The 13,911-nt window shown below is 68.2% G+C and carries 14 protein-coding genes; 7 read left to right on the top strand and 7 right to left on the bottom strand.

The genetic code is table 11. The features are described 5' to 3' along the window. Positions 1-13 precede the first annotated feature (13 nt). Positions 14-1,075, bottom strand: a complete 1,062-nt coding sequence (locus tag LOK44_RS08305) for a YihY/virulence factor BrkB family protein (RefSeq protein ID WP_237569501.1) — start codon at positions 1,073-1,075, stop codon at positions 14-16. 137 nt (positions 1,076-1,212) lie between these two features. Here LOK44_RS08305 and LOK44_RS08300 point away from each other — a divergent pair, with 137 nt between their 5' ends. Together LOK44_RS08300 and LOK44_RS08295 are read left to right on the top strand one after the other, a co-directional pair. Then, positions 1,213-2,439, top strand: coding sequence for a diiron oxygenase (locus LOK44_RS08300; protein WP_237569500.1), 1,227 nt, complete (start codon positions 1,213-1,215; stop codon positions 2,437-2,439). Between the two features lie 65 nt (positions 2,440-2,504). Continuing rightward, positions 2,505-3,383: an LLM class flavin-dependent oxidoreductase gene (locus LOK44_RS08295; RefSeq protein ID WP_237569499.1), complete on the top strand. Its 879-nt coding sequence runs from the start codon at positions 2,505-2,507 to the stop codon at positions 3,381-3,383. Here the strand turns inward: LOK44_RS08295 and LOK44_RS08290 are convergent. Further along, the gene (locus LOK44_RS08290; protein WP_237569498.1) at positions 3,380-4,540 is read right to left on the bottom strand and encodes an ROK family transcriptional regulator; all 1,161 of its coding nucleotides are present in this window, start codon (positions 4,538-4,540) and stop codon (positions 3,380-3,382) included. The genes LOK44_RS08295 and LOK44_RS08290 overlap by 4 nt on opposite strands. A 99-nt stretch (positions 4,541-4,639) precedes the next feature. Here LOK44_RS08290 and LOK44_RS08285 point away from each other — a divergent pair, with 99 nt between their 5' ends. Next, a complete protein-coding gene (locus LOK44_RS08285; RefSeq protein WP_237569497.1) occupies positions 4,640-5,860 on the top strand; it encodes an MFS transporter in 1,221 nt (406 codons plus the stop codon). Between the two features lies 1 nt (position 5,861). Here LOK44_RS08285 and LOK44_RS08280 read toward each other — a convergent pair whose 3' ends face one another. Beyond that, on the bottom strand, positions 5,862-6,452 hold the full coding sequence (locus LOK44_RS08280; RefSeq protein ID WP_237569496.1) for a hypothetical protein: 591 nt from the start codon (positions 6,450-6,452) through the stop codon (positions 5,862-5,864). A 150-nt stretch (positions 6,453-6,602) separates the two neighbouring features. Between LOK44_RS08280 and LOK44_RS08275 the strand changes: the two genes are divergently transcribed. The 3 genes from LOK44_RS08275 to rnhA are packed head-to-tail and all read left to right on the top strand — an operon-like array spanning position 6,603 to position 8,072. Continuing rightward, positions 6,603-6,896 (top strand): hypothetical protein, encoded by a 294-nt coding sequence (locus tag LOK44_RS08275; RefSeq protein ID WP_237569495.1) that lies wholly within the window; start codon positions 6,603-6,605, stop codon positions 6,894-6,896. An 18-nt stretch (positions 6,897-6,914) separates the two neighbouring features. Further along, positions 6,915-7,580: a VOC family protein gene (locus LOK44_RS08270; RefSeq protein ID WP_237569494.1), complete on the top strand. Its 666-nt coding sequence runs from the start codon at positions 6,915-6,917 to the stop codon at positions 7,578-7,580. Between the two features lie 36 nt (positions 7,581-7,616). Beyond that, positions 7,617-8,072, top strand: a complete 456-nt coding sequence (gene rnhA / locus LOK44_RS08265) for a ribonuclease HI (RefSeq protein WP_237569493.1) — start codon at positions 7,617-7,619, stop codon at positions 8,070-8,072. 4 nt (positions 8,073-8,076) lie between these two features. On the opposite strand, the gene LOK44_RS08260 is transcribed toward rnhA, so the two are convergent. Continuing rightward, positions 8,077-10,347 (bottom strand): ATP-dependent DNA ligase, encoded by a 2,271-nt coding sequence (locus LOK44_RS08260; RefSeq protein ID WP_237569492.1) that lies wholly within the window; start codon positions 10,345-10,347, stop codon positions 8,077-8,079. A 35-nt stretch (positions 10,348-10,382) separates the two neighbouring features. On the opposite strand from LOK44_RS08260, the gene LOK44_RS08255 reads away from it, so the two are divergent. Continuing rightward, positions 10,383-10,613 (top strand): hypothetical protein, encoded by a 231-nt coding sequence (locus tag LOK44_RS08255; protein ID WP_237569793.1) that lies wholly within the window; start codon positions 10,383-10,385, stop codon positions 10,611-10,613. Between the two features lie 2 nt (positions 10,614-10,615). On the opposite strand, the gene LOK44_RS08250 is transcribed toward LOK44_RS08255, so the two are convergent. From LOK44_RS08250 to LOK44_RS08240, 3 genes are read right to left on the bottom strand one after another with little or no spacing between them, the layout of a single operon-like run. Beyond that, positions 10,616-11,875: a DUF4032 domain-containing protein gene (locus tag LOK44_RS08250; RefSeq protein WP_237569491.1), complete on the bottom strand. Its 1,260-nt coding sequence runs from the start codon at positions 11,873-11,875 to the stop codon at positions 10,616-10,618. 45 nt (positions 11,876-11,920) lie between these two features. Beyond that, complete coding sequence (locus LOK44_RS08245; RefSeq protein WP_237569490.1) at positions 11,921-13,009, bottom strand: ABC transporter ATP-binding protein; 1,089 nt, start codon at positions 13,007-13,009, stop codon at positions 11,921-11,923. Between the two features lie 29 nt (positions 13,010-13,038). Continuing rightward, positions 13,039-13,911, bottom strand: a complete 873-nt coding sequence (locus tag LOK44_RS08240; protein WP_237569489.1) for a carbohydrate ABC transporter permease — start codon at positions 13,909-13,911, stop codon at positions 13,039-13,041.

Here is a 13,911-nt window from a genome sequence, read left to right as displayed (position 1 = left end):
GGGCGAGTATGCGCTACGAGGTCTGACCGCGACTGCGGCGCAGCTCCTCGGCGCGCTCGATGTCCTTCTCCTCTGCGGCCGCGTTCTTGTCGATGACGCGGGTGTCGCGTGGCGGCAACTGCAGTTCCCGTTCGGCGGGCAGCCCGGCCTGCAATTGGCGGCCGCGTTCGAGTTCGGCGTCCAGTTCGGCGCCGAAGAGCAACGCGAGGTTGGTGATCCAGAGCCACAGCAGGAAGACGATGACGCCTGCCAGTGCGCCGTAGGTCTTGTTGTAGCTGCTGAAGTTCGAGACGTAGATGGCGAAGCCGATCGAGGCGACGATCCAGGTGATGATCGCCAGCCCGGCCCCGATGCTGATCCAGCGGAACTTCGGCTGCTTCACGTTCGGTGTGGCGTAGTACAGGATCGCAACGGCGAGGACGACGGCGATGAGCATCAGCGGCCACTTGGCGATGTTCCACACCGTCAACCCGGCGTCGCCGATGCCGATGGCGCCGCCGATCGACTTGGCGACGGGACCGCTGACGGCGAGCATGAACGCGACGAGCGCGGCGAGGACCAGACCGCCGAAGGTGAGCACCAGCTGCAAGGGGCGCAGCTTCCAGAACGGCCTGCCCTCCTCGATCTCGTACATCCGGTTCATTGCGCGCCCGAACGCCCCGACGTAACCCGAGGCCGACCAGAGCGCCGTCGCGAGGCCGAGGATCAGCGCGAAGCCCGCCGACGGCGTGTTCACCAACTGATCGATCGTGGGGCGCAGTGTGTCGACGGCCGACGTCGGCGCAACGCTGTTGACGGTCTCGAGGACCGCGTCGGTCGTGGCCCTGCCCTGGCCGAAGACGCCGAGCAGCGAGACCAGCGCCAACATCGCGGGGAAGATCGAGAGCACGGCGTAGTAGGTCAGCGCCGCCGCGAGGTCGGTGCACTGATCCTGGCTGAATTCCCGTGCGGTCTTGCGCAGTACGTAGATGATCGACGGCTTGGTGAGGTCCGCCGGCGAGTCCGGCTTGCGCGGATCGTCGGGATCGGGGGCCTTCTCCTCGGCCTCCGCAGTGGCATTCGTGTCAGTGGCCATGTGCCAATCGGTACCCGTCGCCCGATCTGCCAAACGCACTCGGCGTCCCGCTACCGAAAGTATCCGGTACCGAGGGTATTGACATGGTCGAGCCGAGGTACCTACGTTGAGTCATCGGCAACGAAGGGACGTCAACGGTGACCCGTTCCAGCCAGGCCGGCGCAGCCGTCGGCCCCACGCGAGACGCCGTCTCCGACCGCCTCCTGCGAGGTTCGGTGCGGAAGTCCTACGCGCCCGTCGTCGACATCGACTGGGACGCAGCACTGGACCCGGACAAGTTCTTCCTGCCACCCACCGTCGTCTCGCTGTACGGAACCCCGATGTGGGACGCGATGACCCGGCAGCAGCAGATCGAGTTGTCCCGTCAGGAGTTGGTCAACACCCTGTCGGCGGGCATCTGGTTCGAGAACATCCTCAATCAGGCGCTGCTGCGGGACCTGATGCACGCCGACCCCACGTCGAACGCCACGCACTACGCGCTCACCGAGATGGGCGACGAGACCCGGCACATGGTCATGTTCGGCAAGGCGATCGAGCGACTCGGCGCCAAACCCGTGCAGCCACGCCGGTACCAACGCGTCATGATCAACGGGCTCCCGCTCGCCTTCAAGGGGTCGCTGCTGTGGGTGGCCGCACTGGTCGGCGAGGAGATCTTCGACTCGTTGCAGCGCCAGATGATGGACGACCCCGAACTGCAGCCAATGGTGCAGCGCCTCATGCGGATTCACGTGACCGAGGAGGCCCGCCACATCCAGTTCGCGCGCGACGGCGTGCGCAGGCGGGTCCGCGAGATGCCGCGCCTGCACCGGATGTGGGTGGCGAACCTCAACGGCGTGGGCGGGTTGTTCTTCCGGTTCCTGTTCACCAACCCGGTGCCGTACCGCCGCGCAGGCCTCGACGGCCGCGAGGCGCGACGGGTCGCCCGGCGCAGCCCGCACCGCCACGAGGTGCAGATCTCGGGGTTCGCTCCGCTCGCGGCGTTCCTCGAGGAGGTCGGGCTGATGGGGCCGCTCGCCCGGCGGCTGTGGCGGCGCACCAACTTCCTGCCCGTCGCCACGTCGCCGACCGTTTCCCACGGGGATCCTGCGGCGGCGGGCGACCACGAGACCTACGAGGGTCCCGCCGTCTTGCGCATCGCCGACGAGGACCACGCGGTGCGGGTTCGACTGGCCGGCCACCTCGACCCGATCGACGGCCGATTCCATTGGCGCGGAACGGTTCACGGCAGGCTTCCCGACGATGCGCTGCGGCGCCCGGAGGCGCTGCTGACCGCGAACGGCCGCACGGCGGCGGCGCGTCTCACCGAGCGCACGCAACAGGGCGACTACTCCATCGCGGGCCTTGGCACTCCGCCGTTCGCGTGACGAGCGCATGACCGGGCACCGCCGTTCGGCACCGCGGAATTAGAACGTGTTCTAGTATCCCCCACATGCGGTTCACGTATGCGGAGGCAATGACCGATCCGAAGTACTACATCCCGTTGGCGAAGGCTGCCGACGAGGCCGGGTATCACGCGATGACCATCCCGGACAGCGTCGCGTACCCGCAGGAGTCCGACTCGACGTATCCGTACACCGAGGACGGCAACCGGGAGTTCCTCGATGGCAAGTCCTTCATCGAGTCGTTCGCGCTGATCGGCGCGCTCTCCGCGGTGACCACGCGGCTGCACTTCAACATCTTCGTGCTGAAGCTGCCGATCCGCCCGCCCGCACTGGTTGCCAAGCAGGCCGGCTCGCTGGCCGCGATGTTCGACAACCGCCTCGGCCTCGGCGTCGGCACCAGCCCGTGGCCGGAGGACTACGAGATCATGGGCGTGCCGTACGCCAAGCGCGGCAAGCGGATGGACGAGTGCATCGACGTCATCCGCGGCCTCACCTCCGGCGACTACTTCGAGTACCACGGCGACTTCTACGACTTCCCGAAGTTCAAGATGACGCCGGCGCCCACCAAGCCGGTGCCGATCCTCGTCGGCGGACACGCGGACGCGGCGTTGCGGCGTGCCGCCCGCAACGACGGCTGGATGCACGGTGGCGGCGACCCCGAGGAACTCGACCCGCTGCTGGCAAAGCTGGCGCGCTTCCGCGAGGAAGAGGAGCGCATCGGCCTCGCCGACGAGTTCCAGATCCACGTGATCTCGATCGACGGGTTCACCCTCGACGGTGTGAAGCGCTTGGAGGACAAGGGCATCACCGACGTCATCGTCGGCTTCCGGATCCCCTACATCATGGGTGAGGACACCGAGCCGCTCGACGCCAAGATCCGCAACCTCGAATGGTTCGCGGAGAACGTCATCGCCAAGGCGACCTAGTCGCCAGTCCCCCGGGCCACCAGGCGGTCCACGGCGCGGGGGCTGAGCACCTCGTCGAGCACCATGGCCGCGGTACCGACCACCGCGGAGTGGCCGCCATGGGCGGCCTGCACCACCTCGAGTTCGCGCGTCGACATCGCAGTCGCGTTGCCGTACAACGTCTCTCGTAACCCGGCGACGAAGATCTCGTAGGCCCCGGCCAAATCGCCTGCGATGACGAGCACCTTCGGGTTGAGCAGGTTCACCGCGGCGGCGACGACTTCACCGATGTGCCTGCCGCTGTCGCGGATCATGCGGCGCACCTCCGGGTCACCGGCGTGCGCGAGTTCGACGACGTCGCGCATGTGCCGCACCGAGTAGCCGCGCTGCTGCAGCGCGTGCACCACGGCCCAGCCCGCGGCGATGGTCTCGAGGCACCCGGTGTCGCCGCACCGGCACGCGAGGCCCGCGGCCGTCGGCGTCTTGTTGTGACCGAACTCGCCCGCCGCCTGCGACGACCCCCGCTGCAGCGCCCCGCCGGCGATGATGCCCGCGCCCAGGCCGGTGGAGACCTTGAGCACCAGCAGGTCGTCGATGCGCTCGCGCTCACCGCCGCGCTCGCCGAGCGCGATGGCGTTGGCGTCGTTGTCCAGCAGGACCGGGACGCCCGAGAATTCGTCGAAGTACGGCCGCAATCGAACGCCGTCCCAGCCGCGCAGGATCGGTGAATCCCGGCTGCAGCCGCGTTCGCGGTCGACGGGCCCCGGCAGGCTGACGCCGATGCCGTACACCGGGACGTCGGGAAGGTCGGCGAGCAGGACGTCGAGTCGCTTGACCACGTCGGGCAGCAGGTCGTCGGGTCCGAGCGCCACTTCCTGGTCGATGTCGGCTGTGGCGACGATCTCACCGGCGAGGTCGCACACCGCCAATCGCGTCCGGCTGATCCCGATCGCGACGCACAGCACCATGCCGGCGTCGGCGTCGAAGCTGAGCATCGTCGCGGGCCGTCCGCCGGTCGATGGTGCGCGTTCGGTCTCGGCAACCAGGCCCAGGTCCAGCAGGGCGGCTACCCGCGCGGTCACCGCGGTACGCGACAGCGACGTCGTCGCCACCAGTTCGGCCCGCGTGGTGTCGCGCAACTCGCGGATCAAGGCGAAGACGTCGCCGACGGTGGTCACACTCCGATTGAACCCCACCGACGTAAGCTGCGCCACTTTCGCCCCAAAAAGACCAAAGTCGGTTTGAGGACATGCATAAGTAGGTCTACCGTTTCCCTCATGACTCGCACCCTGTCGCGCCCGTCCGGACCCATGTCCGTCGTCGCGCCCGACCCGACCGTCCGGTGGCTCGCCGTGATGGCGCTCGCCCTTGGCGGGTTCGGCATCGGCACCACCGAGTTCGTCGCGATGGGGCTACTCCCCGACATCGCCGCCAGCCTGCGCATCACCGAGCCGGTCGCCGGACACGTCATCTCCGCCTACGCCTTGGGCGTCGTCATCGGCGCACCGCTGATCGCGTCGCTCACGGCCCGCATGCCACGCAAGACGCTGCTGCTCGGGCTCATGGTGCTGTTCACCGTCGCCAACCTGGCGAGCATGTTCGCTCCGTCCTACGGCACCCTGATGGCAGCGCGCTTCGTGGCAGGCCTGCCGCACGGCGCGTTCTTCGGCATCGCGGCGCTGGTGGCCGCCCACCTCATGGGCCCGCGCAACCGGGCCAAGGCCGCTGCCTACGTACTGAGCGGGCTCACCGTCGCGACCGTCCTCGGCGTCCCCGTGGCGTCGTGGCTCGGGCAGCACTTCGGCTGGCGCAGCGCGTTCGGCCTGGTCGTCGCCGTCGGCGCCATCACGCTGACCGCGATCTGGTTCTGGCTGCCCGACATGCGCAGCATGCACGTGACGAGCCCGCTGACCGAACTCGGCGCGTTGAAGCGCGTGCAGGTGTGGCTGGCACTGCTGGTCGGCATGATCGGCTTCGGTGGCATGTTCGCCGTCTACACCTACGTCTCGACCACGCTGACCGACGTCGCCGGCCTGTCCCGGGGCCTGATCCCGTTGGGGCTGATGGCGTTCGGACTCGGCATGGTGGTCGGCAATCTGGTCGGGGGCAAGATGGCCGACAAGTCGGTGATCCGCGGTCTGTACGCGTCGCTGACGGCACTCGGCATCGTGCTCGGGATCTTCGTGTTCGCCGCGCACAACCCGTGGACCGCTCTGCTGGGGCTGTTCTTCATCGGCGCGACGGGTGCGTCCATCGGGCCCGCCCTGCAGACCCGGTTGATGGACGTCGCCCACGACGCCCAGACCCTGGCCGCTGCGCTCAACCACTCCGCGCTCAACATCGCCAACGCGGCGGGCGCGTGGATCGGCGGCATGGTGATCTCCGCCGGCCTCGGCTACACCGCGCCCGCCGCGGCAGGTGCGGCGCTGACGGTCGCAGGCTTGGTCGTGCTGACCGTCTCGGTGGTGCTGCAGCGGTGGACCGAACGCGCCGGCTGACTCACTGCGCCGACGGATGCACCTCGACGGGATAGCCGTGCCGCAGCGCGTCGACCGACAGTTCGGGCGTGAGCACCGTCGCCTCGCCAACGGCGCGGATGGGGTCGACGTAGCCCTCGGGCGTCCAGCGCCACAGCGTCTCGTCCCACAGCAGCCGGAAGTCGCCGCCTGACTCGACGAACACCCCGTCGGGGAGGGCGGCGATCGCCGCCCTGCGACGGGGCTCGTTGCGGGACGTCCGCAGCCGCCTATTGAGGTCGGTGGCGTTGTCGACGGGGTCGTCGGCGCCGCGATTCACTGCGTCGCGGTAGGCGCGATAGGACTCGCGTCGACACTCGCCGCACGGCCGGTGTCCGGCCGCGAGCGCCACGGCGTCGTCGAGGAAGAACAGTTGCGTGTAGCGGCCCGGCCTCATGACCTCCTGCTTGCGGCCGTTGAACTCGAGCCGGCAACTGATCCACAGGATCGAATTCGACGCCCGGACGATCCGCTTGGCGTCGTCGTGCAGCACGCCCCGGTTGCCCACGAGCGAGCCGCGCGCCGGGGTCGCGATCAGCTCGCCGTCCGGGCGGACGCGGTTCCGAAGCGGCATGCCGTGACCGTAGCGCCGGGGTGCGACGTGCCCGCTGCTCGGCTGAGCCGGACCACGCGATTCGTGGAGTATTTCCTGCGGTGAGCGCGGGTGATGTTCCACGAATCACCGCAAGCGGTTAGCGGGAGCATCGTCTGGGCACCCTCCTGCATGGCATTCAAACTGACGTACAGCGACGGGCAGGAATCTGAGTACGGCGACGATACCGTCTGGGAGGTCGACGACGGTGTGCTGAAGCTGGGCAAGAAGGAAGGCCGATGGTCGGTGCTGTTGTCGCCGAGTCACTGGGCCGTCATCGAACTCGATGGGGCCAAGTCGCGGGAGACCGACGGCAAGGACGAGGACGAGTCCGATGACGAGTCAGACGACGACGCGAAGGACCGCGACGTCGAGGACGACTCGAAGGACGACTCCGACGGGGACGACAAGTCCAAGGACGACTGACTCTGCTTGAATGACCAGGTGCGCAACGGTTCTCAGCCCGCGACCGAAAGTGGTGCCGCCGTCGCCGTCGACGGGTTGCTCGTCGCCGACGCGGGCGACGCCTGGGAGCGGGCCGGATTCACCGTCGACGACGGGTCGGTGTGCCGGGTCGGAAGCGTCGCCGTCCGGCTGATCGGACGTGACCGCGGCACCGGCATCGTCGGGTGGTCGCTGGGCGGTCTGCCCGGCGGGTCCGTCGATGACGTCGATGGCGTGCCGACCACGGTGGCCAGTGGTGCCGTGACGACACCGGCGCAGCACGCCAACGGCGTAATCGCCATCGACCACGTCGTGCTGATGTCACCAAACCTGAGCCGGACGATCGAAGCATTCGGAACGATCGGCGTCCAGCCGCGCCGGACACGCGACGCCGAACTCGGCGGACGGCCCATTCGGCAGGTCTTCGTGCGGATGTGCGAGGTGATCGTCGAGGTCGTCGGCACACCGGACGCGATGGGCGAGGGTCCGTCCACGCTGTGGGGGATCACGTACACGGTGGCGGACATCGATGCCACGGCATCGTTCTTCGGCGACCGCACCGCGCCGGTCAAGGACGCCGTGCAGCCCGGCCGCCGGATCACCACTCTGCGGCATCACGACCTGGGAATGTCGGTCCGCTCGGCGATGATCTCGGCGCGTCGATGAATGGCCCGATCGGGCCCATGCCTATCCTCTGCACTCATGGGCGCTGACGTAGTCCTCATCCACACCGACGGCGGGTGCCGGCCGAACCCCGGTCCCGGCGGTTGGGGTGCGGTGCTGCGCAGCGGTGCGCACGTCCGCGAGATGTGTGGCGGCGACCCCGGCGAGACGAGCAACAACCGCATGGAGTTGACGGCGCCCATCATGGCGCTCGAGGCGCTCACCCGGCCCGTGGTGGTGCACCTCCACACCGACAGCACCTACGTGCGCAACGGCATCACCAAGTGGGTGCTCGGCTGGGAACGCAACGGCTGGATGACGTCGGCCAAGCAACCCGTGAAGAACGTCGACCTCTGGAAGCGGCTGCGACTGGCGTGCGCGCTGCACCAGGTCGAGTGGTTCTGGGTGAAGGGGCACTCGGGCGTTCCCGACAACGAGTTGGCCGACGTCCTGGCGACCAGGGGCATGGCGGAGGCGATCGCCGCGTCCCGGTGAGCCCCTATTCCCATACCACCTCGTCAGGGCTCTTGTCGTCGCGCAGGCCGCGCCAACTCGGTTGGCGCAGGCGGCCATCCGAGGTGCGCTCGCTGTAGCGGACCTCCCCCACCAGCTCCGGGCGCACGAACGTCACGCCCTTGGCGTCGGGGCCGGTGAGTCGCTTCGTGAACGGCGATTCGTCGGTGTGCAGCGGCGCCAGGGTCTTCTTGAGACTCGCCAGGTCCTTCTCGGTGAAGCCCGTCCCGACCCGGCCGGCGAACTGCAGCCCGCCCTCGGGATCGGGCACACCCAGGAGCAGCGCGCCGATGCCGCTGCTGCGGCCGCCCTCCCCGGCACGCCATCCGCCGATCACGACTTCCTGTGTGCGCCAGAGCTTGTCCTTGACCCACGACGACGACCGCCGGCCCGGCTGGTAGGTCGAGTCGAGCTTCTTGGCGACCACGCCCTCCCACCGGCGTTCCCGCGCCGTCTCGAGGGCCTCTGGGCCGTCGCCGTCGAGCCGATCCGGCACGATGAGGCCGCCGGCGTCGACGAGCGTCTCCAGGATCCGGCGTCGGTCGGAGTACTTGGCGCGCAACAGCGATCGTCCGTCGAGTGAGAGGACGTCGAACGCCCAGAACTCAACCCGGGTCGAGCGCGCGCGGTTCTGCATCAGCCCGAAGTTCGGGACACCCGCTTCGTCGAGCGCCACGGCCTCGCCGTCGAGGATGACGTGATGGTCGGCCAGATCGGCGGCGAGCGCCTGCAGTTGGGGATACTCGCGGGTGACGTCGCGGCCGCTGCGGGATCTGAGTTCCAGCGCACCGTGATCGGCGTCGACGAGCAGCCGGTAGCCGTCCCACTTCCCCTCGAACGCCCACTGGCCCGCCTTGAGTTTCGCCACCGACCCGTGGGTGGCGAGCATCGGCGCCAGATCCTTCGGCATCGGCGTTGGCTGCTCCTTCATGCGATGCGCCAGCCAGTTCTTGCCGCCGGTCTGGATCAGCGCGTATCGACCGGACACCTTGGACCCGTTCAGCGTGACGATCACCTCGCCGCCCTTCTCGGGTCCGTCGGGCGGGTTGTCGTTGAACTTCTCGGCCTCGTAGGTGCCGGAGTCGTAGATGAAGACCTCGCCACCGCCATACTCGCCCTTGGGAATCGAGCCCGCGAAGGTCGCATACTCCAGCGGGTGATCCTCGGTGTGCACGGCGAGGTGGTTGACCGACGTGGTCTCGGGCAGGTTCTTCGGGATGGCCCACGACACCAGCACGCCGTTGCGCTCCAACCGGAAGTCGTAGTGCAGTCGCCGGGCATGGTGCTCCTGGATGACGAAGGTGTCGTCGTTGCCGACCGCCGGCGCCTGCTGCGGGACGGGTTCGGGCGTCTTCACCGGATCGCGCATGCTGCGGTAGGTCGTCAACTTGTCTGCCAGCGGGACGTATTCGTCGAGTCCAGCCAGCAGGTCGCCGTCGGCCTCCACCCGCGCGAGCACCTCGTCGAACCGCAGGTGCCGCAGATCGGGGTCCTCGATCTCCTCCCAGGTGCGCGGGGCCGCCACCGTCGGCTCGTCCCTGCCGCGCAACGAGTACGGCGCGATGGTGGTCTTGGCGGCGCTGTTCTGGCTCCAGTCGAGGAAGACCTTCCCGGCGCGCAGGCTCTTGGTCATCGTCGCGGTCACTTGCTTGGGCATCTGCTTCTCGAGCTGCACGGCGATCCGCTTGGCCAGCACCGACGCGCCCTGTGAACTCACCGGCTCGGCGAGCGGGACGTAGAGGTGCAAGCCCTTGCTGCCGCTGGTGAGCGGATAGGTCGTCAGCCCGATGTCGGTGATGAATCCGCGCACCTCGTGGGCGACCTCGCACAGCTGGCGGAACGCCACGTCCTCCCCGGGGTCGAGGTCGAACACGATCCGCGTCGCTGGCCCCGGCGTCGAAGGATTGACGAAACGCCACTGCGGCACGTGCACCTCGAGCGACGCCTGCTGCGCGATCCAGGCCAGCCCTTCGCGCGAGTCGATCACCGGGTACGTCGTGGTGCCCGACTTGTGGGTGACCGACCCGCGGCCGAGCCATTCGGGCGCCGACGACGCCAGCTGCTTCTCGAAGAAGTCTGGCTGCCCGACGCCGTTGGGCCAGCGCTTGCGCGTCACGGGCCTGCCCGCGATGTGCGGCACCATGACGTCGGCGATGGTGGCGTAGTACTCGAAGACCTCCGCCTTGGTCGTACCCGTGGCCGGGTAGAGCACCTTGTCGGCGTTGGTCAGCTTCACCCGCCCGCAACGATCCACCATTCCACGCTATTACCCGCTGTTACGTTGACCTAGTGATGCGAGCGTTGGCAATGTGCGCGGCGGCTGTGGCGGCCGTCGTGACGGCGGCGCCGGCGGGAGCCGACCCGCAGGATCTGGTGCCCTACTGCTCCGGCGATCAGACGCCGATGGATTCGAACTGCCGGGCGACGCCCACGCAGGTGTTCACCCACCCCGACCCCACGGGGTCTGGACTCAGCCCCGATCTGCCCTACGGCCTGACACCCGGCGACCAACCGGCGATCTAGCCTCAGTCGTCCTCGAACTGCACGGCGAACGGCGCGGTCGGCACCTCGGCAATCGCGAGCTTCGCCGCCGCGTCCATTGGGATCCGATTCCGGGCCAGCGCGGCGAGCGCCGCGCTGGTGCCGACGTCGCGACCCGCCTGCTCACTCAGCAGCCACCGCACCTCCAGCAGGTCACAGTAGGCCTGGATCGGGGTGCCCGCGCGATGCACGGCGTCATGGGCCAGCCGTTCGGTTGGCGTCAGCACCTCCATCACCCACAGCCGGGCGGCGGTCGACTCATCGACGTCGTACCCGGCCTCGGCGGACAGCTGCGCCTGGTAGGCCCGAAGGTCACCAAGCAGGATGCGCGCCTGCCCCTCCCCCACGTCGAGACCGGTGAGCCGCTGCAGGTCCTGGGCGTGGTAGCGCCGGTCGCCGACCGCGAACCGCACGTGCATCCGGCTGGGGTCGGCACTGTCGGGCTGCAGGGACAGTTCATCGACGGCGAAGCCCAGCTCGTTGAGCCGACGAATGATCCCCTCGACGCGGTAGCGGTCGTTGAACCCGAACACCGGCTCCGAGTGCAGGATGCTCCACAGCTCCTCGTACCGGAGCCGAACCTGTTCGGCCTCCCCGATCAGCGTGTCCTGCAACTCCTCTGACGTGTCGAGCCGCGCGGCGAGGTCCACCATTCCCATCGCCACGTTCTCCACCGCGATGTCGAGGTCATACTGCCGTTGTCCGCGGCTCAGCGACGGATGCACCTCGGAGGTCTCGGCGTCGACGAGCCACGCTTGCAGCAGCTGGCCGTCGCGGGAGAACAGCGTGTTCGCCAACGAGCAGTCGCCCCAGAACATTCCGTGCCGGTGCAGCTCCACCAGCAGCCCGGCCATCGCGTCGAGCAGACGGGCGCGATGCTTGGGTTCCTCGGGCGGCAGGCGCATGAAGAGCCTGCGGTACTGCCAGGACCCCTCCAGGTAGCGGGTGACCAGGATCGCGGTGTCGAACTCCGGTTGCAACACAAGCCCGGCCGGGCGTACCGCGGGCAGCCCCATGTCCTCGAGGCGGCGCAGGACGTCGTACTCCTTGGCGGCGATCCGCCCCGGCATGTCCTTGACTGCCCACACCTGACCGTCGGCCTCGACGAACTTGACCAGGTGCCGACTCGGCCCGACGGCGAAGTCGCGCAACGGAACGTCGGGCACCAGCCACTGCTCCAGCGGCCGGTCCCACGGCAAGGAGAGCAGCCCCGCCGTAGGCGCCCTCAGCCTGAGTTCACTCACTGCCCCGGGTCGCTCCGCTCCTGCCCGCCGGAAGGCGCACGCACGTCAGTTCAGGCGTTCGCCGGTCTCCGGGTGGAACAGGTGCACCGCGCCCTCCTGGTGCCTGCGCAGCCGCACCGTGTCGGCCAGCCGGGGTGCCGTGCGCGGGTTGCAGCGTGCCACCAGCTCCACGCCCGTCGAGCCGGAGCCCGCGTGGGTGTACACGTAGGCCTCGCTGCCGAGGTCTTCGACGAGGTCGACGACGACCTCCACGCCACCGCTATCGGTGACCTCCAGTTGCTCGGGCCGGATCCCAACGGTCACCTCGTTGACGCCCGCACCGGACAGGGTCGAGATGTCGTCACGCTCCAACTCGAACACCGAGTCACCAACCCGGACGCCGTTGTTCGTGATAGCCGCGGTGAACAGGTTCATCGCGGGCGAGCCGATGAAGCCGGCGACGAAGGCGTTGGCCGGGCGATCGTAGAGTTCGTTGGGCGCGGCGAACTGCTGGAGCTTGCCGAAGCGCAGCACGGCCACCCGGTCGCCCATCGTCATTGCCTCGACCTGGTCGTGGGTGACGTAGACGGTGGTGGTTCCGAGTCGACGCTGCAGCGCCGCGATCTGGGTGCGGGTCTGCACGCGCAGCTTGGCGTCGAGGTTCGACAGCGGCTCGTCCATGCAGAACACCTGCGGCTCGCGGACGATCGCACGTCCCATGGCGACTCGCTGGCGCTGACCGCCGGACAGCTTGGCGGGCTTGCGATCCAGGTGCTCGGTCAGGTCGAGGACCTTGGCCGCCTCCTCTACCTTCTTGCGGCGTTCCTCGGCCGAGACGCCGCGCAGCTTGAGCGCGAAGCCCATGTTCTCAGCAACGGTCTTGTTCGGGTACAGCGCGTAATTCTGGAACACCATCGCGATGTCGCGGTCCTTGGACGGCACACCCGTCATGTCCTTGCCGCCGATCTCGATGGCGCCCTCGTCGATGTCCTCCAAGCCGGCCAGCATCCGCAGTGCGGTGCTCTTGCCGGAACCGGAAGGCCCGACCAGGACCACGAATTCGCCGTCCTCGATCTCGAGGTTGAGGTTGTCGACCGCGAGCTTGTCCGAGCCCTCGTAGATGCAGGAGGCGTTCTTGTAGGTGATCGATGCCATGTCTCTAGCTCCTTGAAAGTGAGGGGAAGTTACTTGATCGCGCCGAAGGACAGACCGCGCACGAGCTTGTTCTGCGCGAACCATCCGCAGAGGATGACGGGCAGGGCCGCCATCGTCGCGGCCGCCGACAACACGGCCCAGTACTGACCCTCACCGGCGATGAACCCGACGAGGTACACCGGCATGGTCTGTGCGTTCACCGCGGTGAGGTTCACCGCGAAGAAGAACTCGTTCCACGCGAAGATCACGCAGATCAGCGCGGTCGCCGCTATGCCGGGTGACACCAGCGGCAGGATCACCTCGCGCACCGAGCGCCACAGGCTCGCACCGTCCAGGCTCGCCGCCTCGAGCAATTCGCCCGGCACCTCGAGGAAGAACGAGCGCATCATCCAGACGGCGATCGGCAGGTTCATCGCCGTGTAGAGGACGACCAGGGCCCAGATGTTGTCGAGTAGACCGACGTTGGAGACGATCACGTACAGCGGCAGGATGACCGCGACGACCGGCAGCATCTTCGTGCTCATGAAGAAGAACAGTGCGTCCGACGTCTTGCGGACGGGCCGCAGCGACAGGGCGAACGCGGCGGGCACGCCCAGCAGCAGCACCAGGATCGTCGACATGCCGGTCGCGAACAGCGAATTCAGCATGGCGGGACCGATGCCCTGGCTGAACACGGCGCTGTACTGGTCGAGTGTGGGGGTGAAGAACAGCGTCGGCGGATTGGTGGCGGCGGCGCTCTCCTGCTTGAACGACGTCAGCACCATCCAGAAGACCGGGAAGAAGAACCCGAGGCCTGCGAGCCAGGCCACGATCCCCCACGGGCTGAACTTCTTGCTCTTCTTCTTGCGCGGTCCGGGCGGCGCCGCTGTCGCGGAGGCATTCTCGGTAGCAGTAGCGGTCAT

Source organism: Mycolicibacterium lacusdiani, from assembly GCF_021916785.1.
Taxonomy (GTDB): Bacteria; Actinomycetota; Actinomycetes; order Mycobacteriales; family Mycobacteriaceae; genus Mycobacterium; species Mycobacterium lacusdiani.
Note: the sequence above shows the minus strand (reverse complement) of the source record. Positions and strands in the feature narration are given on the sequence as shown.